Annotated in this window: 22 protein-coding genes; 16 read left to right on the top strand and 6 right to left on the bottom strand. The window is 30.9% G+C overall.

Annotated elements, in window-relative coordinates:
- Nucleotides 1-169 precede the first annotated feature (169 nt).
- The 7 genes from ACFPH8_RS05690 to ACFPH8_RS05660 all read left to right on the top strand — a co-directional run bounded on the left by ACFPH8_RS05690 (nucleotide 170) and on the right by ACFPH8_RS05660 (nucleotide 6,930).
- Complete coding sequence (locus tag ACFPH8_RS05690) at nucleotides 170-2,830, top strand: ATP-binding protein (protein ID WP_376859211.1); 2,661 nt, start codon at nucleotides 170-172, stop codon at nucleotides 2,828-2,830.
- Nucleotides 2,830-3,624 carry a hypothetical protein gene (locus ACFPH8_RS05685; RefSeq protein WP_376859209.1) on the top strand — a complete coding sequence of 265 codons (795 nt, stop codon included), beginning with the start codon at nucleotides 2,830-2,832 and terminating at the stop codon, nucleotides 3,622-3,624. The genes ACFPH8_RS05690 and ACFPH8_RS05685 overlap by 1 nt, the downstream gene beginning before the upstream one ends.
- Nucleotides 3,617-4,825 (top strand): hypothetical protein, encoded by a 1,209-nt coding sequence (locus tag ACFPH8_RS05680; protein WP_376859207.1) that lies wholly within the window; start codon nucleotides 3,617-3,619, stop codon nucleotides 4,823-4,825. The genes ACFPH8_RS05685 and ACFPH8_RS05680 overlap by 8 nt, the downstream gene beginning before the upstream one ends.
- Nucleotides 4,812-5,339, top strand: coding sequence for a condensin complex protein MksE (locus tag ACFPH8_RS05675; RefSeq protein WP_376859205.1), 528 nt, complete (start codon nucleotides 4,812-4,814; stop codon nucleotides 5,337-5,339). The genes ACFPH8_RS05680 and ACFPH8_RS05675 overlap by 14 nt, the downstream gene beginning before the upstream one ends.
- Before the next feature lie 48 nt (nucleotides 5,340-5,387).
- Nucleotides 5,388-5,642: a hypothetical protein gene (locus ACFPH8_RS05670; protein ID WP_376859203.1), complete on the top strand. Its 255-nt coding sequence runs from the start codon at nucleotides 5,388-5,390 to the stop codon at nucleotides 5,640-5,642.
- Nucleotides 5,643-5,867: 225 nt separating this feature from the next.
- Nucleotides 5,868-6,065 (top strand): hypothetical protein, encoded by a 198-nt coding sequence (locus tag ACFPH8_RS05665; protein WP_376859201.1) that lies wholly within the window; start codon nucleotides 5,868-5,870, stop codon nucleotides 6,063-6,065.
- Nucleotides 6,066-6,576: 511 nt separating this feature from the next.
- On the top strand, nucleotides 6,577-6,930 hold the full coding sequence (locus tag ACFPH8_RS05660) for a DUF6567 family protein (RefSeq protein WP_376859199.1): 354 nt from the start codon (nucleotides 6,577-6,579) through the stop codon (nucleotides 6,928-6,930).
- Nucleotides 6,931-6,973: 43 nt separating this feature from the next.
- Here ACFPH8_RS05660 and ACFPH8_RS05655 read toward each other — a convergent pair whose 3' ends face one another.
- The 6 genes from ACFPH8_RS05655 to ACFPH8_RS05630 are packed head-to-tail and all read right to left on the bottom strand — an operon-like array spanning nucleotide 6,974 to nucleotide 15,387.
- Nucleotides 6,974-8,221, bottom strand: a complete 1,248-nt coding sequence (locus ACFPH8_RS05655) for an McrC family protein (protein WP_376859197.1) — start codon at nucleotides 8,219-8,221, stop codon at nucleotides 6,974-6,976.
- Nucleotides 8,222-8,228: 7 nt separating this feature from the next.
- Entirely contained in the window at nucleotides 8,229-10,784 is a 2,556-nt protein-coding gene (locus tag ACFPH8_RS05650; protein WP_376859195.1) for an McrB family protein, read from the bottom strand.
- Nucleotides 10,784-11,287, bottom strand: coding sequence for a hypothetical protein (locus ACFPH8_RS05645; RefSeq protein WP_376859193.1), 504 nt, complete (start codon nucleotides 11,285-11,287; stop codon nucleotides 10,784-10,786). Before ACFPH8_RS05645 ends, ACFPH8_RS05650 begins: the two co-directional genes overlap by 1 nt.
- Entirely contained in the window at nucleotides 11,280-12,281 is a 1,002-nt protein-coding gene (locus ACFPH8_RS05640) for an HNH endonuclease (protein ID WP_376859191.1), read from the bottom strand. Before ACFPH8_RS05640 ends, ACFPH8_RS05645 begins: the two co-directional genes overlap by 8 nt.
- On the bottom strand, nucleotides 12,268-14,217 hold the full coding sequence (locus tag ACFPH8_RS05635; protein WP_376859189.1) for an AAA family ATPase: 1,950 nt from the start codon (nucleotides 14,215-14,217) through the stop codon (nucleotides 12,268-12,270). The genes ACFPH8_RS05640 and ACFPH8_RS05635 overlap by 14 nt, the downstream gene beginning before the upstream one ends.
- Nucleotides 14,218-14,223: 6 nt before the next feature.
- Nucleotides 14,224-15,387, bottom strand: coding sequence for a restriction endonuclease subunit S (locus ACFPH8_RS05630; protein ID WP_376859187.1), 1,164 nt, complete (start codon nucleotides 15,385-15,387; stop codon nucleotides 14,224-14,226).
- 172 nt (nucleotides 15,388-15,559) lie between these two features.
- Here ACFPH8_RS05630 and ACFPH8_RS05625 point away from each other — a divergent pair, with 172 nt between their 5' ends.
- The 9 genes from ACFPH8_RS05625 (at nucleotide 15,560) to ACFPH8_RS05585 (ending at nucleotide 22,628) form a co-directional block, all read left to right on the top strand.
- Nucleotides 15,560-15,979 carry a helix-turn-helix domain-containing protein gene (locus tag ACFPH8_RS05625; RefSeq protein WP_246415186.1) on the top strand — a complete coding sequence of 140 codons (420 nt, stop codon included), beginning with the start codon at nucleotides 15,560-15,562 and terminating at the stop codon, nucleotides 15,977-15,979.
- Nucleotides 15,980-15,986: 7 nt separating this feature from the next.
- On the top strand, nucleotides 15,987-17,081 hold the full coding sequence (locus ACFPH8_RS05620) for a phage integrase SAM-like domain-containing protein (RefSeq protein WP_376859185.1): 1,095 nt from the start codon (nucleotides 15,987-15,989) through the stop codon (nucleotides 17,079-17,081).
- Complete coding sequence (locus ACFPH8_RS05615) at nucleotides 17,081-18,028, top strand: DUF6617 family protein (protein WP_376859183.1); 948 nt, start codon at nucleotides 17,081-17,083, stop codon at nucleotides 18,026-18,028. Before ACFPH8_RS05620 ends, ACFPH8_RS05615 begins: the two co-directional genes overlap by 1 nt.
- Nucleotides 18,029-18,188: 160 nt before the next feature.
- Complete coding sequence (locus ACFPH8_RS05610; protein ID WP_155087805.1) at nucleotides 18,189-18,488, top strand: helix-turn-helix domain-containing protein; 300 nt, start codon at nucleotides 18,189-18,191, stop codon at nucleotides 18,486-18,488.
- Nucleotides 18,485-18,781: a helix-turn-helix domain-containing protein gene (locus ACFPH8_RS05605; RefSeq protein WP_183477845.1), complete on the top strand. Its 297-nt coding sequence runs from the start codon at nucleotides 18,485-18,487 to the stop codon at nucleotides 18,779-18,781. Before ACFPH8_RS05610 ends, ACFPH8_RS05605 begins: the two co-directional genes overlap by 4 nt.
- Nucleotides 18,768-19,676: a BT4734/BF3469 family protein gene (locus tag ACFPH8_RS05600; protein WP_183477846.1), complete on the top strand. Its 909-nt coding sequence runs from the start codon at nucleotides 18,768-18,770 to the stop codon at nucleotides 19,674-19,676. The genes ACFPH8_RS05605 and ACFPH8_RS05600 overlap by 14 nt, the downstream gene beginning before the upstream one ends.
- Complete coding sequence (locus tag ACFPH8_RS05595) at nucleotides 19,673-21,424, top strand: DUF3987 domain-containing protein (RefSeq protein WP_183477847.1); 1,752 nt, start codon at nucleotides 19,673-19,675, stop codon at nucleotides 21,422-21,424. The genes ACFPH8_RS05600 and ACFPH8_RS05595 overlap by 4 nt, the downstream gene beginning before the upstream one ends.
- Before the next feature lie 158 nt (nucleotides 21,425-21,582).
- A complete protein-coding gene (locus tag ACFPH8_RS05590; RefSeq protein WP_183477848.1) occupies nucleotides 21,583-22,041 on the top strand; it encodes a mobile mystery protein A in 459 nt (152 codons plus the stop codon).
- A 2-nt stretch (nucleotides 22,042-22,043) separates the two neighbouring features.
- Entirely contained in the window at nucleotides 22,044-22,628 is a 585-nt protein-coding gene (locus tag ACFPH8_RS05585; protein ID WP_376859180.1) for a mobile mystery protein B, read from the top strand.
- Nucleotides 22,629-22,950: the final 322 nt, after the last annotated feature.

Here is a 22,950-nt window from a genome sequence, read left to right as displayed (position 1 = left end):
ACAAACTGCCGTTGTGTTTCATACAGAAAAAACCAACCGTACAAACAGCACATTTGGTTTTTTTTCCGACACAAAAGCCAACGCTAAAAAAACCAAATGTGCTGTTTCTTGCCAACGCTCAACTTTGTAGGAAATTGATAATAATTACTTAAATTGACAAAAAAATTGAATGCTTAAAAGATTAATAATATTAAACTCTGACATATACTCAAAAGCGGATATAGAACTTGACAATTGTAATTCCCTTCAAATTGTAGGGCCAAACAATATCGGAAAAAGTACGCTGATTTACGCTCTAAACTTTCTATTTATAATTGATGGAAGAGAAATGACTTTTAGCGGAAATCGAACAGGAGACAAAACTACTTTTAATCATTATTTTCCCTCAATAAATTCTAGTTTTATAATCTTTGAAATTTTCAAAAATCGCTACTACTCTATTCTAGTAAAGAAAAATGCCGAAGGCAATCTAGATTACTATAAAATTGACAGCGAATACAAAGAGGAGCTTTATTTTATGGAAACTGCTAATGGTCAAAAAATTAGAAAATTTGACTCATTGCTATCTGAATTTGCTACAAATGGAATAGAACATAGCAAATTCTCTAATCGTAGAGACGTTTTTAATTTTGTATACCAAAAAGGAAAAAGAAACAACGGAGTTGTTTGGCTAAATCAAAGCGTAAATCAAGATGGACGTGGTATTAGTAATAATTTTTCTAAAATCTACAAATACTTAATAAACTCAAAATTAATCAACAACGATTCACTTAAAGAATCTTTAATTATAGCAGATAACAAAGAAAATGAGAGTATTTCTTTTTCAAAGAAAAATCAAAAAGACATTCAAACTTTATTAAAACACAACCGAGACATCAAAGTTATCAAGAGCATTCAACGTAGCTTTTCTGATTTCAAAGAATTGGTAAATCAATACAAAGGAAAAAGTGCAATTCTATCTGAATTAATTTTTGCTTTTAACCAACAATATTCCTCTTTGTACTCTGAACTCGGTACTTCCGTTTCCAAAATGAAAACTGAAAGAGCCGAAAACCGAACTCACTTAAATGAAACACTTAATCCAAAAGAAAAAGAATTAAATCAACTTATTGGAAAAATCAGCAATCAAATTGAACAAAAACAAAAAGATTTAGATTCAAAAGAGAAATTAGTACTTGAGATTAAAGCTTTTGAGGATTTACAATTTCTAGAGCAATCTTTTCAAAATTTAGACAAAGACAGAAAAAACATTGAAAGCCAAATCACGCTAATAGAAAATCAAAATCTCAGTAGCAAAGAAATTGAAAGTAATATCCAAAATTCAGAATCTAAAATTTCAAGAATTAAAAAGCAAGTTGATAGCTATTCGCACCAATTAATTCATCAAATCTCAGAGAACCAAGAAAATAAAGAATTACTAAATCGAATCCTTTCAACAGATATTACAAGTTTACCTTCCGAAAATATTTCAGTAAAAATCAAGCAAACAGAAAACTTGATGAAATTATTTGATGGTGCTATTGAGTTGCCAAATGATTTTAAAGGTAAACCAATAGAATCTATAGAAGAATTAAAAAAACAAATCAAGCAACTAGAGAAAGAAAAGGGAATAAATGAAAAGTTATTACCTATAGCCAAAGACTTAGAAAAACACAGAAAAAATTTAGCTGACATAAATTTAAAAATTAAAACTCTAACGGAAAAAATCCAAAAACTAAAACAACTTCCAACTCTTGAAAAAGAGCTTGAAGCTATTAAAGTTGAATTTGAGAATTTAATAAAACAAAAAGAACAATCAACTAAAGACGTTAAGTTAATTGAAGAAAAAATTAGAAAACTTAATGAGAATATTGAACAAGCGAGCAAAGAGATTTTTAAAAAGGAAAAAAGAATTGAAGAAATCCAAACTTGGAAAGTAGAACTTGAACAGCTTGGAATTAAACCTATCGAATATCAATCAACGGATTCACTTGACAATATCTACAAAAATCTTAAAAGAAACTTTGAAGAAAGAAGAGAAATCAAACTCAAAAAAGATAGTTTATTTGAACGCTTAAAGCTCAAAACAGAAACATCATTTGCAAGTGAAACTGATTTTATAAAACACGTTGATTCTGAATTAGTAACATTGGAAGACAAACAAAAGGCAATTGATGGTTTGCTTAAAAATATATCAACCCAATTTGCAAATCCTTGTCGTACAATTTATTCAAGATTTGAAGAATTTAATTCATTCATAACAAATCAATTCAATTCAAAAATTAAGAAAATACAAATATCTGATATCGATACCTTAAAGATTGAAATTGTAGAAAACGAGAAACTTATTAAGGATTTAAATAAAATCATTCAAATTAGAGATTTAACGTCAGAGTTAATTTTTGATGACCAATCAGAAAATCTAAACACACTTAATAAATATTTAGATAATCAAACTACAATTACGTTTAATGATTTATTTGACATTAAACTTCACCTACATAAAAAAGGACAACACAAAGTTGTAGACCTTAAAAATCAAATTGAATCTGATGGAACAGATAAAATGATTCGTTTGGTTCTAATTATGTCTATAATTAATCAAATAGTTGTAAAAGATGATGAAAACAAAATTGTCCTATTTGTTGATGAAATAGGAACTATTGACGAAGCAAACAGAATTGAAATATTAAACTTCTGCAAAGAACATAATTTTATACCGATTTCAGCTGCACCACTTCATCCATATGATGGTTTTGATAAGTACTATCTCGTCAGAAGAAACAAAGGTAAAATCGTAGTTAGCGAGAAGAATGGAAATGTTATATTCAGAAAACCAATTGAAGCCTAATGAGAGAAGTTGACTTCAATACATATAAACTATTATTTGAAACTAAATCGGTTTCTAAATCGGCAATTCCTAAAAGCGTTTTAAAATCTGACATTTTTCAAAACTTACTTCGTGCTGAAATTTTAGAATCATTAAAACTAGGCAGAGGTTTTAAAATTATAGTTACTAAAGAAAATGAATTTGAAAAATTTTTTAAAACATCTTTTCCAGAACAAAACGTTAGCAAAAGCAAATCAGGAAATATTAAAAAATATAGAAACTCAAAGGCAACAAAAATTGACAGTAACCCAATTTTCTTGTTAAGAGGTTTTAATCCTGTTCAAATAAATAATCAACGTGTAAATATTAAAAAGCAGACTCTTGATTTTGGTTTATTTTCTGTAATTCCACGTTCAATTATTGCAGATAAAATCTGTTTTGTTGAAAATTTAGAAACTTTTTTAAATGCAGAAAAACTATTAGGCAATAAGTATTTGTATCTACATAAATATGGTAGAATAGGAAAAGAATCGATTTCAATGATTAGAGCTAAGGAAGTTTTAGTTTTTGTCGACTTTGACTTCAATGGACTTGATGAATATTTACGAATAAAAGAGGTTTTTACTAATGCTGAATTGTATTTACCATCCAATTACAATGAACTTTTTGACAAACATTCTGCGTCATTAAAAGGGAACAAAGCAAAAATGAGCATTCCAGTAAAAAACTCAAAAGATTCAATCGTTATTCAAATTAGAGAACAAGTTGCTCGAACAAATAGATTTTTAGAACAAGAAATACTAATCAATGTTTAAGTCAGAACCAAAATCCATATTGCAATTTTTGGCAACTCATTTTGACTTGCTAAGGCAACTCTTTGACATACAAGTTAAGAATGAAATTATTTTAAAAAGTCAAGTTTCTGAAGCAATTAATGAATTTGGAAGTGATATTGAAAATCAGCTTTTTGAACACAAATTACTTGTTGAACAAAATGACGATTATATAATTAATGAACCTTATTTCGTTTTATTTGAATTTGTTCTTCAACAATTCAAACCATTACTTCCAGAAGAGATTGAAAAATTTGGTCAATCTATTAGAACCTTATTTCTTGAAATCAAAAAAGAAAGTAATGATAAAAACCTTCTTTTGGCTAGGATAGAGGCCCTTTCCAAGGAAATAAATCAATTTAAGAATGCAGTAACAAATAATACAATAAGCCTTTTAAATGAAAGTAGAGAACTAAAAGCAAATACTCGAAAAATAGAATATCAAGAGAAAGTCCAAAAAGCGAGATATTTAATTGATAATTATATTATTCCATTAAATAATATTTTAGATGTTAACCATTCTCAATCAATATATAATGAACTGTTGAGTATCTCTCAATTTTCAAATAACAAACGTTTTGATTACACAGACGAAAGTATAAGAAGACAGTTCGAAAAACTTTATAATTTGTTGAGGCAAATAGAGAAAGATATCTCTAAACAATCTAATATATTAACAAATGAACTTTTACCTCTTATAGATAGAATTAGAACAGAAAGCGAATATTTACAAGGTTTTCATTTATACTTAACAAATGGGAATTGTTATAAAGGAATTAAACCACCAGAGCTTTTCAATACAACAAGAGATAATCTGTATAATCCGTTTATTTACGAAAACACAAAAGAGTATTTTGACCAATTTAAAAATGAAGAAGACGTATTTATTGAAGAAGAAACTGATGTTGTAGAACAATGGATTTTCAACAAAAGTGAATACAAATCTCAATTAAACTCAAAACTTCCCGTTGACGATTTTTTTACTTGGTGCAAAACATCACTTGAAAACGAAAACAAAAACTTTGATTTTGACAATTACTTTATGGTTACCAGTTTAATCTTTGAAGAGGACTATGATGTACAGCAGGACAAAGAGAATCGAAATATTTCTTTTAAAACAGAACAAGGAGAGCTAATAATGCCAAAACTAAAAATCACTAAAAAAGAAAATGTATCCGAATAAACATAAACAAATAGTTACATCTTTAATGGATGGAAGATTTATAACCATTGACGAATCTTACTTTGATATAGTAAAGGAGAATCAAGATTTCTATGCTGAGTTTTTTGATAAGTCGTTTGGTTTTGAATTAAAGAACACACAAGAGTTTTATTATCTAACTTCAGAAGAAACAAATGAAAACACTTCTCGTGATATAAGCATATTTTTCTCAATCTTCTGCTACGAACTAGACAAAGATGGAAAGAATTTTATGGATGAATTAGGGTTTTCGGACTTTCACATTGAGGAAATAGTCGATTACATTAAAAACAGCTCTTGGACAGATATTGTGAAATCAAACAAGCAATTAAATGATGCAGATAGTATCAAAAGGTTAGTTGGTTCTACTATGGTAAAAAGGAATATAGCTGTTAAACATTCAGATGATAACTATTCATTTACAAAAGCATATAAATTATTTATTGATTTTGCACGTGAATTGATAAAATTTGAACCGAATAATGCCAACGCATAAGACACACACAAGACCGTTTACCCACAATTAAAAACCAAACTTTACAAAATGAAAAAACTGAATTTATTACTTACAATTATTTTAGGAATTACAATTTTATCTTGTTCATCTGATGATGAAAATAGTAACGGTAACAATAGCGACTTATTCGGAACTTGGTATGGAATTTCAAGTACTTTTAATGAAAATAACACAAGAATTCCAAATAACAGTATTTTAAAATTCACAACTGACAATCGCGTAGAATTTGTTCATCAAGGTTTTGGAAATAGTGGCGAAGATATTTCAGAGTTTGGAGAATGAACAGAAAATGGAACTACATTAACAATCGATTGGGATAATTCAGACGCTGGATTAGAAAACTATGTTTTAGAAATCTTTAAACTGAACGAATCGACTTTAAAATGGAGAACTGAAATAACTGGAGAGGGAACTTTAATAGAAACATTCAGTAAAAATCCAAAAGCCACAGTTGACTTAACTCAATTTCAAGATTACAACCTTGAATTTACGGTTGATATTACTGCTTTGGGACCAAACGAGCCTTATGAATTTCAAGCGACATTTATAACGACAGATGGAGACGACCAAGTTGTTGAAATGACAGAAACATATTCTGGTTTAACAGCAAATACGGACGATTTTATTTCTGACTCAAAAATTGTAAAAGAATTTAAAGTTGTCGGCGTGCGAGCAACTGCCGTGAGCAGTAATGTTGGAGGTTAAATAGTAAAACTAACGAAAGTTTCAGACCAAAATGAAATTATGAATACTTGGGAAAATATTCCGAATAGTGCGTCAATAACTTATGATTTTGAAACTGGAACAGAAACAACAACATCGAACTAATAACTATGCACAACAAAGGACTGTGGTAAAAAATAAGTAAAATTAAACTAACTTTTCACCAAATTACTCCTGTAAGTAACCTCATATATTAGTTCTGATTTAGCAATTGCAAAAGCCTGTTTTAGTAGCTTATTCAAACTACGAATCATGCAATCTTTTTTCTATTTACGGGTAACCGTATAGTTTTTCAAATAATTGACTTTAAATTTACTCACCGACTAAAACCGAATCATTTTTCTAGCCTTAATCTCTTAAAGAAATAAATATTTCAAATTATTTTGTATCGGATTATACAAAGTAAAATTTCAACTTTTAGTAGGTACTTAAGGTCGGAATAAGCCGAATGAGACCATAAAATTGAAGTAGGTGAAAATTCAAATATTATTAAATGAAAAAAATTATTTTAGGTTTAGCTGTTGTTAGTTTGTTTGCATCATGTAGATCAAGTCTTCACCATGGAGGTTTTAATCAAATAAACCAAACCCAAACTATTTTGTCAAGCGCAAATTTTACTGTTTTAGGGAGTTTTAAAGGTATTGCAACTGAAAAAATAACTACTGGAAATATTACGAACAAAGAAGGAATTATTTCTCAAGCTAAAGCAAATATGCTAGCCAACGCGAAGGCAGCTGGTGTAGAATTTATAGGAAGTAGAGCACTTGTAAATGTATCTGTCGATATTATAGAGACTAAAAAACGAATCAGTGTCACTATATCTGCTGAAATCATTGAATTTAATTAATAGCAATTAGGGCAGTTATTAGTTTTTCTGCCCTTTATTTTAACTATTGAAACAACAACTTCAATATCTTCTCCCCTATTTTTAAATCTAAATCATCATTGCTCTCATCCAAAACCGAAACAAAACCCATTTTACACTGATGATCAATTAAGTTGTGATTATCCTCATGGTCTTTAGAATAATCATCCGTCTTATAGGATCTAAATATATTTTCTTTGTCTTCTCCTGGGTAAAGTAACATAGCTTTTTTTGCATCCCAAAATCGGCAATACGTATACATTTGGCGTAAATCACTTACGGATGCTGAACTTTTTTGAGGTCGCTTCCATTTGGTATCAATAATGTACGTTTCACCTCCTTTTCTCAATACAATATCTGGACGTAAAAAATTATTGCCCCAAAATGATTTAGATTCTTGCCCTGTAACAGTAATATCCGTTCCATAGCATGCATTTTGAAGTTGTTTTAAAATATATGTTTCCCATAAGTCATTCATATCAAACAGTAGAGATAACATCTTTTCTTTTCCACTGGAAATGTCTGGTGAATAATTTAAAATAATGAGTCTTGCTAATTCGAGAGCTGAATTATAACCTTTAGATTTTCTATTAAGTTGAATGGTATTTAACTGTTGAGCTGTAATTGTTTTATTATCTACTTCTGGAAAGTTTAATAATACTCTATTCGTTAGATCTTGCAATCTTGATCCCGAAGTAAACTGACTTACTATTGTTAAAGCCTTTTGCAGTACTTGATGCAAAAAGTGATTGCTATCATATACTTGATGCGTGGTATAGAAACGTTCCTTGTGGACCACATTATTTCTAATGTGCCCAGCAAATTCTAACTTTCCTTTTAAAGCTTTTGTATTGTGAGTTTGCTTTCTGTATTTTTTGATTAACCCTTTTCTAATTAAACCTTCAACTTCTAATAGATAGATTTCAAAATAAACCTCTAACAGATTTAAGTGTTTTCTTTTGACGTTCGCGGAACCTGCTGATTCAGCTTTAAGCTTACCACATGCAAGCAGCATTTTTAATAAAACATTCTTCCATTTATCATCATCATCATCCTTGTCTGCTTTTGGATTAATTTGAATATTTAAACCGTCAACCTGAATAACACCAACATATTGATTGAATTTTATGCCTTTAGCAATAGGTTCAAAAAAATTACCATCATGATACTCGTTTAATTTTAAAAACGCATCTAAATGGCTTTGTTTAAAGCCTTGTTGACCAACATATAAACGTTGATGCTCAAAAACTGATATGTTATTATGTTTAGTCAATTATATCTTAATCTGTTTCTTTTACACCCAACAATTCTACTATTGCCTCTAAAACAGTATCTGCATACACTTGATTCAGTTTATAACTCGGGATTTTAAAATCATTGGCATTATCATAATCAAATTTCGCAAAGTCTACTTTATCATTTTTTAACTTTTCTACAAACCCTTTACCTAAAACCAAACCAATTTTGCCGTAGTCACCATAAAAATACTCTTGCAATAAAGGCACAATTTTATTATTAAAAGCGTTTGCCAATTTTTGCGTCGTATTTACATTTACAAAATAGGAATGTCCTATGGTATGATCTCTATCTATTAATAATTCAATACGCTGATTAATAGTTTGTAGTACTTCAGGTAAATCAAGACCCTCTACCGTTTCTTCTTCAATAACGGTATAGTCTGGCATCATTTCCTGAAACTCAAATCGTCTACGTAATGCGGTGTCTAATGCTTCAACCGAACGATCTGCTGTATTCATGGTTCCATAGATATCCAGATTTGAAGGTACACTAAACTCCTTTTTAGAATACGGAAGTTTAATAAACATTTCATTTTTAGCACCTTTGCGTTTATCAATTTCTATTAAAGTTATAAGCTCCCCAAAAATAGCGGAAACATTACCTCTATTAATTTCATCTATAAAAATGGCATATCGGTTGTCTGGATCATTTTCAGCTTTTCTACATAGGTTTTTAAATACACCGTCTTCAATGTTATAACCTAAGTCTTTAGACTCCTCTATTTCGGTATCTAACTGTGGTATGATTGGCTTAATACCTTCAATAAAATCCTCATAAGCGAAGGATTGATGAAAGGTTACAAAGTCATAATGCTTAATAATCTTATCTGGATCAGGATTATAATTATGAACCGAATTTCTTAAGTCAAATAATTCTGGAACTAATTCATTTACCTCATCTTCTAAAATCTCCCAATAAGAGTCTTCCGTTTTATTAAAAATCAAGGGTTGCTGTCTACTCGTAACATTTACAAACTGACATTCATTAACGGTATGACTTTGTAACTGTCCCCATAGCGTTGGTCTTATTGTTTTAGAGTTAGATAAACTAGCTTTTTTCTGTACCCACTCATGTTTAAAAATCTCGGATACTTTGGCTTTTTTTAAATCTAATAAGGCTACTGCTATAACTTGCCACCATGAGCAATCACTAACAACGGTTTCAAAATGCTGCGCTTTAGTAATAGACGTTTCCTTTGAAATATATTTTTCAAATAATTGATCTTTCAAAAAGAAGGTTTTACCTGTTCCAGGCGGACCATAAAGGATTTTGTTTGTTGGTTGTTTTGAAATCATAGTCTTCTGATAATTATTTTCAGGATTTGGAATTAATAAATTTTGATTTCTATCCAAAAACAACAGAAAATCTTGTGTTAACCAATTTAAATCTAGTTGTATTAATTCCTTTTTATTCAGTTTTTTAACTAAAATATTTAAAATATCCTGCTGTTTAAGCAGCTCTTCAGAAATTTTTGTCATCGGATCTTGCATACCGATTACAAAATCCATGTTACTATTTGATAAACTAGCATTAAACAATGTTCTTGCTAATTCTGAAAACGCAGTTTTACTTGCAGGAAAAACAAAATCTGGTATTAATGATGACATCCAACAAGATAGAATTGGAAAGCTCATATTTCTATTTGAACAGTCTAATTCTTCCAATTCCATTCCGCTATGAAAATCTCTAAATATCTGGACATCTTCAATGCCAATATATTTACTCAATTTTTCTCGAGCGCCTTGCTTAATAAACTGAACACCTTTAGATTCTGTGTAATTTTCTTTTTGTGAAGCCAAACAATTTTCGAGAATTTCTTCATTTGATTGTTTATCAAAATCTATATGACTGAAGAGCCAATTTGCCCATTCAAATTTATAAAGTTCATCATTCAGCCAGTCATCATTTATTAAAGCTGATTTATATTGTTCAATTAAATTCTGCAAAATTGCTTCAGTAGGGCTACTAAATAAATCCTCTGACCTTTGTTCCAAAAACTGAATATACTTCTTAACACTTGCCGAATAAAAACCATTCGTTCCATAAGAAGGCGATTTTTCTACATAATATTTCCCTCCTATAGTTCGTTGCTCTCGTTTCAGCTCTTTATATAAAGAATTTAAATGTTTCAAGTCTTCGGTTTCATAAAGATTATAATCCAAAATCGTATTTAATAAATCGAGTGCTTTGGAGTAACTTGAAACTCTATTGCTACCATCCTTGGTGTTTGCGTGCAACCATTTAATAAATTCTTTTTTCAAATTTTTATTCTTATCAGGCTTCAAAATAATCTCAAAACCATTTTTCTCAATCGCTTTAAAACAATCGGTTCCAATACCTCCACTAAAATAGTTTTCTAATTCCCTCCCTTCTGCGTAATAATTAGCATAGGCCATAATGGCTTTTGGTGGATACTTTTTGCCCTCATAAACTAAATCGTAAGTTGAAGATGGGCCAAATTCATTTGGAAATCCTTTGTCTTCAAAATCTTTTATGGCTTGAAGTATATGATCTTTAGTAACTTGATTAAATAACATTATAATAAATTGTATTTAGCTAATTCTTCTCCTATATAAATCTTACCTGCTTTTGCGAAGACACCAGTTTCTTTTAACATGGCTCTGCTAAAATTAGGTGCTAATCGTTGGTTTCTTTTAGTTAATTCTAACTCGAAGTTTTTCCGAGTAATTAGACCTAACTTAATAACCTTTAAGTCCTCACCTAATTCTATACCGATGAGCTCATGCCATTCATGTTTAATCTGAGACGTACTACCCGATTTATTTTCGGAAGTAATCATTTTTACAGAAATTTTAGAGTTATCAGAAAGACAAATAATATCATATCCTGCTTTAGATTGATTTCTAACCACTTCAGGTTTTTTTCCTAATTGTTCCAAAAACGAATGCGCAATAGCCTCACCTATTCTACCCACAATATTATCATTTCCATGTAAAACGTCATCTTTGTTTGCTTCTTCTAAAAATGCTTTTCTTGCTTTTAAATAGTTAAGGCATAGTTGTTTTCTTTGATTATTCATTTTCACTAATTATTTTTAATTGTCTAGCAATATCTTGAGTGTATTTTGCCAGAGGTCTTTTAAAAGTTTCTTCGGGTTTGCTATAATTACCAATAAGCATCCTATCAATGACTGATTGGTCTGGAAAAATTTTATTAAATGATTTATTCAGTAAATGCCTATATATATTTGGATAAGCCTTGTGTTTCCAGACCAACTCTTCTCCTATATCTTTTTGTGCATCATAAATCTGTTGAATATTAAATAAGTCATTATGGTTTTTAATTAAATCCATATCACCATCTACTGTCTCCAAGTATATTTTTAAAGATTTTAAATCAAGGTTTAGCCAATAATCAAGAATTGATTGATCGTCTATCCAAAAACGAAAAACATCCAAATCATCTCCTAAGGTATATAATTGAAATTTTGCCTCTTTTTTCCCTTTTGACAAATTACAATTAGCACAGGTTGGATATAAATTAAAGAAGGTAGTACTTAAAAAAGGGTACTTTGATTTAGGGTAATAATGGTCTAACTGTAATTTTGCAATTGGCTTTTTTTTACCTTTTTTTTTCTTTTTATTATAATAAACAGGTTCAACTACAAGGGTGGATTGAGAGTTACAATACACACAAGTTCTGAGATCCGAATTTAATAGATATTTCGGAAACTCTTCAGATCGTAATTCTTCATACCGCATTGCGTATACAACTTTTTCATGAAAAGACTTTGCTGTAACACTTCTTTTATCTTGTAATTCATGCGGCTTTAGTATTTTATTGAATTCTTCAATAAAACCTTTCATCTTTATAGGATCTGCATTTAAGATATCTTGATAATTATCAATTATTTTTTTAACATACTTTTTATAATTGAAACTGCTATTATTCTTTAATTTTGTAAGTCTATTTATTGGTAATTCAAAAGAATCAGATCTGGTTTCAACAAATAATTCTTTGTTAAACTTTACAACATTATCTTTAAGATCTTTTGTTATTTTAACCTTTCTCATTGCTGGTTATTTTATTTAATTGAATTTCCAACTCTTTAATTTTAAGCTCTAATAGACTTTTATCTTTATATAAAAATTTTTTATTGTATAAAGACTGAACACTTTCTTTAATTAATGGCTCATCTATAATATTTATGACTTCTTGTGCTCTCTCAGGATGCCATTCCTTTTGATGTCGCTTATTTTCTTCCGATAATTCTTTCTCTTCATCAAAGGTTAAATAATTTATTAAATCAGTAATTAACTCTTGTGCAAACTCACCCATAAAACCATCTTCTAAGAAGAAACTATGAGCTAATAAATCGTGTACATTTGCACCAAACGATTTTTCAGGCTTTTCGTTTTGTTTAAGGATAATATTTTTCCCTTCTATTTTATTAAGATACACTATCTGATTGTTTGGAATATCAGATAGAGTGATTGGGTCGTGAGTAGTAAATATAATCTGAATTTCAGATTTCAAATCTTTAAAAAAAGAAGGTAAAAAAGTAGTTATAGATTTAACAAAAGATTTTCTCCATCTTGGATGAAACCCCATATCTGCTTCATCTAACAATAAAACATAGAAATCTTTTTTTGCAATACTATTGATATCTATATGTTGCTTTTTAAAATAATAATAAATTCTTGAATAGAAGTTTAATAAAGCCGTTTCACCAGAGCTTAAATCTCTATCTGATGGCTCATAATTAATTAAGCCTTCAATCCGTTCTCTTTTACTAAATATTACCTCTCCTTTTTCTTTAATACCTCCATAATATTGATCTACCTTGTTTAAAAAAAAAGTATGGTACTCTATTAATTGTATTGCTTGATCATTGTTTAAATAAATTGATTTATCGCTCCAATCAAAATTTCTTGTATCACTATCATTTTCAGCTTCTAAATTATCAATTATATCAAATAAATAATTAACCATTTGCTTTGTCTCTTCTACTGGCAATAATTCTATTCTTTGGGAACCTACTTGAAAATAATGCAAATCTAAAAACTTAAAAAGGGCTTCTTTTGCATCCAAGTCATTAATTAATTCAGCGTACTCTTTATTCGTTATTTTAATATGGCCTTCTCGTAAATAATTGTTCTTTTTCTCCATTTGTATTATAAATAGGCTTAATAAGTCCATTAATAAGTAATTCTTGAAAAGATTTTTTTGAAGATTTACGAGACTATATCCTTTTGGTCTATTTTCATTAATAAGTCTTGCCTCTTCCTTTATTAACTTATATAACGGATGTATGACAAACTGTAAATCAAATGGTGTATTGTGGAAAATAATTCTATCTTCATCATGATTGACATCCAGTTTATATCTAATAAAAGAAAACCTAGCTCTTTCATAATCAGGAAAATCAAATACTGTTTTTAATTGTTTAGCATATTTGGAAATTTGAAACTCAAAAATTCTGATAGAATTTTTAGCTTTCAACCAACGCTTTAGATTCACATCCTCATTTGCTACAAATTTATTTTTAGAAGCTTCAATGTCTTTTTCCAAAATAGTATCGTAACTTAAATCAATACCATTTATAGACTCTTTAAAATCTAAATATGGTGAATAATAGAGTGTTTCTATTAAATTTATATCAAGTGATCTTTCTGTAAAACTATAGCCAACACTCAAAGATGGACTTAGCGTGTAAGTAATATTATTATCTTCTACTATAAGTATATAACGACTTCCATACCCTTCGCCTTTTATGCAACTTATTATATATCTCAAAAGAGTCGTTTTCCCTGTACCGTTCCTGCCAACAATTGCAGATAATAGACTTAAATTATTTTCTTTATATAAGTTTTCAATAAAAAATCTGTTTGGCTCTCTTGTTATTCCGAGGATGTTTGTGAAATCATAAATATAGTTACCTCCAAAATTAATAGTTTGAGGTTGATCAAAAAGAAAATGATCTTCAATATATAATGCAGCTAATCTCATAACATCTTACTTTTTAACAACTTTCTTATTACGCTTAGTATTTCCTTTTCCAACAACCTCAACCTTCAACCGCTCTATCTCCTCCAACAAAACCTCTGCACTACCATCCGTAGGTAACTGCTCAACTAATTCTCCTTTAAACGCTTTGGCTAATATAGCTTGTGGTAAGCTGTCTATTTTTGTTTTTAGGCTTTGGTATTGCGCTTCTATAGTATCTGCTTTAGCAAATAAATGCTTTACTCGCTTTACAATTTCGGTTTGTTCTTCTTTTGGTGGAACATTAATATTGAATTGATTAATAGTTTTTGATGAAACTCTAGGAAGATTTATTCCTTTAGATTCAGAATTTGCTTTTTGAATAAAATTCTCTGTACCTAAAAAATAATTAAAGAAATGTGAAGAATCTTCAAAATCATTTCTATATACTAGAATATCTGTGGAACAAACACCATCAAAATTAACGACGTCATGTTTATTTAAATATGGTCTCAATTTTCCATATAGAACATCCCCTTTTCTGAAAACTGTTTTAGAACTTTTAAGATCCTCAGAAGTTGACTTATTAATTACTCCGCCATCTTTTAAAAGATGCTCTAACCCTATATAATTTGTAGCATCTGAATCCATTGGATTCATTTTATCTTTCACCTCAATCATAAACTTACTTACTGTAGTTTCTTCCCATTCCTCCAACGCCTTCCCAACACGCCACTCCTCAGTCAATTCACCTGTTACCGCTTGGGTTAATACCGCTTGTCTAAAGTTTTTAAGGATTTGTGGTATGTGGTTTAAACGGGTTTTAAGGTGGTCTAGATACCCAAATAATTCATCTAACTTGGCAACAATGCGTTGTTGTTCTGCTAGTGGTGGAATTTTTAGTTTAATTTTTTTTACATTTCCAATAGGTAATTGTTTAAGAGCTGTACCTGTAGTCAAATTATTCATTTGATCAGTTACATTTACATCTTGTAACTGATAATATAAAAGTTTCGACTGAACCTTATCGATACATCTAAACCATGCAAGTTGAGAGTTTAAATTTGCTTTCTCAAAACTATCTGGTAACATAGCGACTTTTCCAATCATTCCTCTATTTGCACATAAAACATCACCTTTCTTTAAATGTCCTTTTCTTAACTGTTCGTGTTTCTCAGGTGATATATATAACATATCTTGTATTAGGAAGTAATTAAGCTTCTTTTTATTAGTTCTTGCTTGTTTTTCAGTGGTTTACATATTCTTTTTTGTTGCCTAATTGCCCTTTTTTAACTATATTTGTTTCATATATGTTGCCCATTATACGGATTTGTTGCCCAAATCTGTTGGCAAAAATAAAGGCGAAATGATGCACCATATTGCCCCACGTTGCACCATAACGCTACATAAAGCACCATTTATGAGCAGTAATTTATACATCCCGAAAACTTGTAAGCATTGCGGAAATGCTTTTACAGCACGTACAACAGTAACTCAATACTGTGGTAATTCTTGCGCTAAAAAAGCCTATAAGGCCAGAAAGCGTAAAGAAAAAATTCAATCAACTCTTAATGCTGATATGAAGCAAAAGAATGAAGTGGTTGAGGTTCAAAATCCAAATGCTGTAAACAATAAAGATTTTTTAAGCGTAACAGAAGCTTCACAACTTATTGGAGTAAGTAGATGGACCATTCAAAGAATGATACAACAAGGACGTTTAAAAGCAGTTCCTTTTGGTAGAAAGCGTATTGTGGCCAGATGGCAAATAGAAAACCTTTTTAATTAATTCCATTATGAAAGTAACATTAAGACAACGCAAGAAGAACGACAAAATAAGTCTGTATTTAGATTACTATCATAAAGGCAAACGTAAAACAGAATACTTACGCTTATACCTTACACCTAATCCTAAAACCAAAACTGAAAGAGAAGTTAATAAGAAAACCAAACAATTGGCTGAAACTATATGTGCACAGCGACAAATAGAAATTCAAAATGGTATTTATGGCTTTCAAGATATTGAAAAGCTAAAAGGCAGTTTTATTACTTACATCACAGCTTTAGCAGAAAAGAAAAATACAAGCTCTGGCAATTATGGGAATTGGAATAGTATGCTAAAACATTTAAAAAAGTTTTGTCCAACTGATGTTAGTTTTCAAGACATAGACAAATCATTTGTTGAGCGTTTCAAAGAGTATTTAGATAAAGATGCAATTGGTAGAGCAGGTAAAAAACTATCTCAAAATTCAAAATATTCATATTTTGGTAAATTTTCAGCTGCATTAAAACAGGCTGTAAAGGATGGCATATTAAAAGTAAATCCTGCAAATGGTGTAGAGTATTTTAAACAAGGTGAACCTCAACGAGAATTTTTAACGCTTGATGAATTACAAAAGGCAGTTAATACAGAATGTGAACTGCCTATTTTAAAGAATGCTTTTATTTTTTCAGCTTTAACCGGATTACGTTGGTCAGATATTGAAAAATTGATATGGTCAGAAATCCAGCACTCAAAAGAAATGGGATATTATATCCGATTTAGACAAAAGAAAACTAAAGGTGTCGAAACCTTACCAATATCAGACCAAGCAAGAAATCTATTAGGAGAAAAAGGTAATCCAGACGATAAAGTATTTGATGGCTTACATTATAGTGCCTGGTCTAATTTAAAATTACAACAATGGATGATGAAAGCAGGTATTACTAAAACTATTACGTTTCATTGTGCGCGTCATACCTACGCTACCTTACAATTAACTTTGGGTACAGACATATATACTGTATCAAAATTATTAGGTCATAAAGAGTTACGCACTACACAGATATATGCCAAAGTAATTGACGATAAAAAGAAAGAAGCTGCTAACCGTATTCAACTGGATTTATAATGAAAGGAAGTATATTTTCAAGTTTGGTTTCTATAACCAATGGCTTACATAGAGATAATAGACAGGAAAAGGATTTTAAATACTTATTGTCTGATTTTAAATTGAACCAAAAAGCTAATAACGCAGTTTTTAAAGTAAACTTTAAAAAACCTTTAAATGCGAAAAAAGAATACTATCAAAAGCTAATATTTAATGAAACAGAATATACAGTAGCATCATTTGCGAAGGAATTTCCGAAAAATGCAACTACACCAGAAAATAAATACAGTTATACCATTCTACTTAATAAATTTGATAAGTACTTAAATGACATTTCAACTTATATCAATAAAAGAGGAATAACAGCAGATTTCAACAATGATGACAATTATATCATAAACTACTTAAAAGTGTCTGCTATAAGATTGTATGCTGAACTACAAGAGCAATACGGTCAGTTTTCCGTAAACACAAAATTCTCAATTGCTGAAATTGCAGAAAAATACTTTAATGATGAAACTTTTGATATTAGCCTAATAGAAAAGAGCACCACTAAAAAAGTGGCTGCCAAAATAACATTAAAAACGAAAGCAAAACCAAAGACCTCTTTTGGATATAAAAGCAACGACACCTCAACTTTGCTAACTGTGCTCAAACAAATAAATCTAAAAATAGATTTGTTAGATAACCGCACAACTGTTGAACAGTTGCACCAATTGTTATTAGCAAAAGATTTTACCAATACAGAATCGCAAATTTATCTTCAATGCGAGACTACACAGTTTAGTTACCTTGTAACAAAACTAAAGCCATTTTTCAATGGTTTCAATCCTACATCAATAGAACGTTCTGGAAAATTTGTTACTAAAACAGGTACGCTATTAAAGGCGAATAATCTTCACAAAAACAAAGTTCACAACCCAAAAGAAAAGGAAGAAATAGATAAAATCATCCAACAACTGCAATAAAAAACAGTAAGAATAGTAAGAAACCTTACTGTTGTCTTACCCTTGTTTTACACTCTTACTAAAATCACGAAGCCAATTTTAAACCTTTGTCCTGTTCTTGAAAACCAAGAATGACATTTGGCCAGATGTCCATTTACTATAAACTAAAATTTTATTAGTTATGGACGAAATATTAGAACGTCTCAAAATTATCGAACAGCACGTTTTAGACAGAAACATTATTGTAAAAAACGTATTGAGCTTTAACGAAGCGTGTAAGTTTTTGGAATTATCACAATCCCATTTATATAAACTTACAAGCACAGGAACCATTCCACATTATAAACCGAATGGTAAGAAAATTTATTTTAACAGAGTTGAATTAGAACAATGGTTATTAAGTAACCGTGTAGATTCACAAGACGAAATCGAACAGCAAGCTGCCGATTACCTCATTAAGAAAGGAGCGGTGAAGTTATGACTGAAATAATCGATTTACTCTTAACGCTCTCGCAAGATGTTAAGCACTTAAAAGCACGTATCGAATTGTTGCGACAATCGAGAGCAGAAGTATTAAAAGATACGTGGATAGACAATCAAGATGTATTGCAGACCTTACATATAAGTAAGCGAACGCTACAAACTTTAAGAACCAATGGCACTTTGCCTTACAGCAAAGTAAAAGGTAAATTTTACTATAAAGTTGCTGACATTGAGCAGTTGCTTCAAGACAACTACTACAACCATAATTTCAAGCGAGATGGAAATAAGTAGAGAAGCAATTTTAGACAAAACACATTATGGTTTAAAAATCTATGCCTATGTGTTGAGACAGTATTATCCTAATCAAACAGTCCTTTCTGTAAAAGGAAGGGACTGTGGGATAACTCGAAACCCTTTTAATGGCGGTAAAGAAACCTTACGGATTCATATTGATGGCATTATAGCAACACATAGAGATACAGAATTAGAAGCCTTTAAAGGTGATGTATTCGATTTTGCACAATACCATTTTAGAATAACCGATGAAGAAGAATTATTCCAGAAGATAAATAAAGAGTTACATCTAAATTTAGAAGTCAAGGAAAAAGACGAATTGGAATGGCTTAATGAACCAGATGATACCTGGTATGCCAACTGTAGCTTTTTCAAAGCACCTGTTCGCAATGTATTTCCTTCGGAAACCTTGCGACTGCATCAAGTATTTGCATTAATCACAAGTGATAAATACAAAAGCATTACTGAAGAATTAAGAGCAATTACCAATGTAAAAGAAGCACGTAAATTCAAAGCGAATCGCTTTGATTACGTGACACTTTCAGGAACATTTGAAAAACGAAGCGATAACAATTTGCTAAAGCATTCTAATTTATTAACCATTGATTTTGACCATTTAGAGAATCTACAAGAGTTAAGAACGCAACTCTTAAATGATGAATATTTTGAAACCGAAATGCTCTTCATTTCACCATCTGGTGATGGCCTAAAATGGATTATTAGAATAGATGTTTCAGAGGTAACACATTCAGAATATTTTACAGCAGTAGCAAATTACATTAAACACAATTATAACATTGAGGTTGACCAGTCAGGTAAAGACGTTTCCAGAGCGTGTTTTTTACCATACGACCCAACAGCCTTTCTACATAAAAGACATCAAGCATTATGACTAAAATATTTAACCCAAAAGATTGGTTAGAAGTTCCTAAAGAGCCAACAAAACCAAAAAGCAACACAGCAACAACCAATGTTGTTGCTGTTGCTGATACAGACATTGAATCCTACATTTCAGCAATCGAGCAATCAAGCACAGACATAACAGGAAGTTATGCCACTTGGAGAGATTTAGGCTTTGCTTTAGCAGAAGAATATGGAGAAACAGGAAGAGATTATTTCCATCGTATAAGTAAAAATTATGCAGGTTACGATACCAAAGAATGTGATGCACAATTCGATAAATGCTTAAACGCAAAAGGACACGGAATTACAATTGCTACCTTTTATCACTATGCACATCAATCAGGTGTCAAACCGACTAAACTACAAAACAACAACGAAGTTGCAACAAAGGTTGCAACTGTAGTTGACACACCAAATGAATCTATGCCAACAATACCAGAAACGGTATATGAGAATTTGCCACAGTTTTTACAACAAGTTGTAAACCCTGCTAATGGACAGGAAGAAAAGGACATTTTATTGTTAGGCGCATTAACAGCATTTAGTGCGTGTTTTCCTAAACTCTTCGGAATCTATGACCAACGTAAAGTGTTCAGCAACTTATATTTATTTGTAACCGCACCTGCATCTGCAGGTAAAGGAAGGCTTAACCAAATTAAAAATTTGGTAGAGCCTGTACACAAATTAAAACGAGAACAAGCCAAAGTGCTAAAACAGCAATTTCAAGCAGAAACTGCTACTTACAATATGAACAAAGGCAAAGATGAAAACTTGGAAAAACCAAGTAAGCCACCAGAACGAATGTTGTTTATTCCTGCTAACAATAGTGTAACAGGCGTATATCAATTAATTTCTGATAATAAAGGCAGAGGGTTAATTTTTGAAACCGAAGGCGATACGTTAGCACAAGCCTTTAAAAGCGATTATGGTAATTATTCCGATGGTTTTCGTAAAGCCTTTCATCACGAAACTATAAGCTATTATCGCAGAACAGATAGAGAATATGTAGATATTGAAAGACCTTGTTTGTCAACGGTGTTGTCTGGTACACCTAAACAAGTGGCAACCTTAATACCCAATGCAGAAAATGGTTTGTTCAGTCGTTTTATGTTTTACTATATGAATATTAAACCAACTTGGAAAAACGTGTTTCAAAATAGCAATAAGGTAGGTTTAGATGATTACTATAACCAATTAGGTAGTGAGTTTTTGGGACTTTACAAAACGCTAAAAAACAATCCAGAGATTGAAATACGATTAACCACAACCCAACAACAGCAATTCAATACGTTTTTTGAATCCTTACAAACCAAATACATCAACCTACAACCCGAAGAATACATCGCAACAATAAGGCGATTAGGCTTAATTGCGTTTAGGATAATGATGCTATTCACAGCTTTCCGCATTATGGAAGATGGTGATGTAAACGCAACTAAAGAATGTGAGGATATAGATTTTGAAAATGCACTAACTATTATTTCAATTTTAGTAAAACATAGTAGTAAAGTGTTTAACGACTTACCTATTGAGCAAAAAGCAACAAAACGTTTAAATAGAAAAGAACGCTTTTTAGAAAGTTTGCCAAAGCAATTTAGCAGGCAAGAGTATTTAGATTTAGCAACAAAGCAGAGCATCCCACACAAAACCGCAGAAGGCTATATTACCAAATTTGTAGAAGCAGGTTTAATACACAGAGAAGCACACAATAACTATTCAAATCCTGCAAAGACGTAATTAAGGATTTTAAGGATTTAAGGAATTAAAGATGTTATGTCAGCCTATAGCCTTACTTTTTGTTTATTAATGTCAGTTTGTAAGCTGACGAAATATTTGTTTATGTCAGGTTAAAACCTTACGTTTGTAAATAATATGTCAGTCTAAAGCCTTACGTTATGAACAAGAAGAGATTACAATTAGAACAATTAGACCGAAAATTAAGAGGGTTTAATACAGCTGCTCAAGTAACGCCACCACCCACTGGTTGGCTCAAGGCGGTAAGAGTATCTTTGGGTATGTCTTTACAGCAGTTGGCAGATAAATTGTCTATTACAAAACAGAGTGTACAGGAGATTGAAACAAGGGAAAAAGAAGGAAACATAACCCTCAAAACCTTAAAGGATACTGCAAGTGCGCTCGATATGCAATTGGTATATGGCTTCGTGCCTAAAGATGGTACGTTAGATGATTTAATAGAGCGAAAAGCCAAAGAATTGGCGATACGCATTGTATCCAGAACGTCTAATACAATGAAATTGGAAGATCAAGAAAACTCTAAACAGCGCATTAAAAAAGCGATTGAAGAGCGCACAGCCATTATTAAAAACGAAATGCCAAAAATGCTATGGGATTAAACTTGGACTACATAGATGGGCAAACCCCAATTGATGAAGAAGAAAAAGAGGGCTTACTCATAGAAACCATATCCACTAAAGGTGAATTGGACGAGTTCGAACAACTCAATATCGAAGAAGCCTTACAGTGGATATTTGGTAAAAAGTTCAAACCCCAACAGGTGTTCACAGAAAAATTTATTTGTGACTTACATAAGCGTATGTATGGCAATGTGTGGGCGTGGGCTGGAACATTCAGAAAAACAGAAAAAAACATAGGGGTTAAGAGTTATCTAATCCCAATGCAGTTAAAAGCGCTTTGTGATGATACGCTATTTTGGATAGAAAACGAAACCTATCCACCAGAGGAAATCGCAATTCGCTTTAAACATCGTTTAGTAAGCATACACTGTTTCCCTAATGGAAATGGGAGACATAGTAGATTAATGGCTGACATTATTATTGAAAAGCTATTTGGTAAAGAACCCTTTTCTTGGGGTGCGGCTAATCTCTCTAAAGATAGCGATACACGTAAAGCGTATCTTAAAGCAGTAAAACAAGCCGATAATAACCACTACAAACCCTTATTAAACTTCGCTCTGTCTTAATTAATAACAGCTCAATTTATAATCAGTTATCATAAAGCGGTCTTTCCTTTTTGTATTAAAAACGACCTACAATTCGACTTTGGGACCCATAGCTGAAATGTCCGTTAAAAACAAAAAGCTGTTTGAGAAATGTATTTCGAGTTCTTTTTGTTTAGGACATAAAGCGTAATGGGTAAATAAGAATTGTAAGCCTAGATTTTTTTGTTTCTTTTTTGATCAATGCAAAAAAGAATAAAATAATCACTTAATTCCTCAATATCCTCAACTTCCTCATTATCTGTTAACAACTGTTTATATCTTTTTATTTTCCTTTACTTACTTT

This window comes from Bizionia hallyeonensis (genome assembly GCF_042657385.1).
GTDB classification, from domain to species: Bacteria; Bacteroidota; Bacteroidia; order Flavobacteriales; family Flavobacteriaceae; genus Algorimicrobium; species Algorimicrobium hallyeonense.
This window is presented reverse-complemented; position numbering and strand designations above follow the sequence as displayed.

Excerpts from the sequence above, each read along its gene's own strand:
- ACFPH8_RS05690 (WP_376859211.1), top strand. The coding sequence starts at position 170 with ATGCTTAAAAGATTAATAATATTAAACTCTGACATATACTCAAAAGCG.
- ACFPH8_RS05685 (WP_376859209.1), top strand. The coding sequence starts at position 2,830 with ATGAGAGAAGTTGACTTCAATACATATAAACTATTATTTGAAACTAAA.
- ACFPH8_RS05680 (WP_376859207.1), top strand. The coding sequence starts at position 3,617 with ATGTTTAAGTCAGAACCAAAATCCATATTGCAATTTTTGGCAACTCAT.
- ACFPH8_RS05675 (WP_376859205.1), top strand. The coding sequence starts at position 4,812 with ATGTATCCGAATAAACATAAACAAATAGTTACATCTTTAATGGATGGA.
- ACFPH8_RS05670 (WP_376859203.1), top strand. The coding sequence starts at position 5,388 with ATGAAAAAACTGAATTTATTACTTACAATTATTTTAGGAATTACAATT.
- ACFPH8_RS05660 (WP_376859199.1), top strand. The coding sequence starts at position 6,577 with ATGAAAAAAATTATTTTAGGTTTAGCTGTTGTTAGTTTGTTTGCATCA.
- ACFPH8_RS05650 (WP_376859195.1), bottom strand. The coding sequence starts at position 10,784 with ATGTTATTTAATCAAGTTACTAAAGATCATATACTTCAAGCCATAAAA.
- ACFPH8_RS05645 (WP_376859193.1), bottom strand. The coding sequence starts at position 11,287 with ATGAATAATCAAAGAAAACAACTATGCCTTAACTATTTAAAAGCAAGA.
- ACFPH8_RS05640 (WP_376859191.1), bottom strand. The coding sequence starts at position 12,281 with ATGAGAAAGGTTAAAATAACAAAAGATCTTAAAGATAATGTTGTAAAG.
- ACFPH8_RS05635 (WP_376859189.1), bottom strand. The coding sequence starts at position 14,217 with ATGAGATTAGCTGCATTATATATTGAAGATCATTTTCTTTTTGATCAA.
- ACFPH8_RS05630 (WP_376859187.1), bottom strand. The coding sequence starts at position 15,387 with ATGTTATATATATCACCTGAGAAACACGAACAGTTAAGAAAAGGACAT.
- ACFPH8_RS05625 (WP_246415186.1), top strand. The coding sequence starts at position 15,560 with ATGATGCACCATATTGCCCCACGTTGCACCATAACGCTACATAAAGCA.
- ACFPH8_RS05620 (WP_376859185.1), top strand. The coding sequence starts at position 15,987 with ATGAAAGTAACATTAAGACAACGCAAGAAGAACGACAAAATAAGTCTG.
- ACFPH8_RS05615 (WP_376859183.1), top strand. The coding sequence starts at position 17,081 with ATGAAAGGAAGTATATTTTCAAGTTTGGTTTCTATAACCAATGGCTTA.
- ACFPH8_RS05610 (WP_155087805.1), top strand. The coding sequence starts at position 18,189 with ATGGACGAAATATTAGAACGTCTCAAAATTATCGAACAGCACGTTTTA.
- ACFPH8_RS05605 (WP_183477845.1), top strand. The coding sequence starts at position 18,485 with ATGACTGAAATAATCGATTTACTCTTAACGCTCTCGCAAGATGTTAAG.
- ACFPH8_RS05600 (WP_183477846.1), top strand. The coding sequence starts at position 18,768 with ATGGAAATAAGTAGAGAAGCAATTTTAGACAAAACACATTATGGTTTA.
- ACFPH8_RS05595 (WP_183477847.1), top strand. The coding sequence starts at position 19,673 with ATGACTAAAATATTTAACCCAAAAGATTGGTTAGAAGTTCCTAAAGAG.
- ACFPH8_RS05590 (WP_183477848.1), top strand. The coding sequence starts at position 21,583 with ATGAACAAGAAGAGATTACAATTAGAACAATTAGACCGAAAATTAAGA.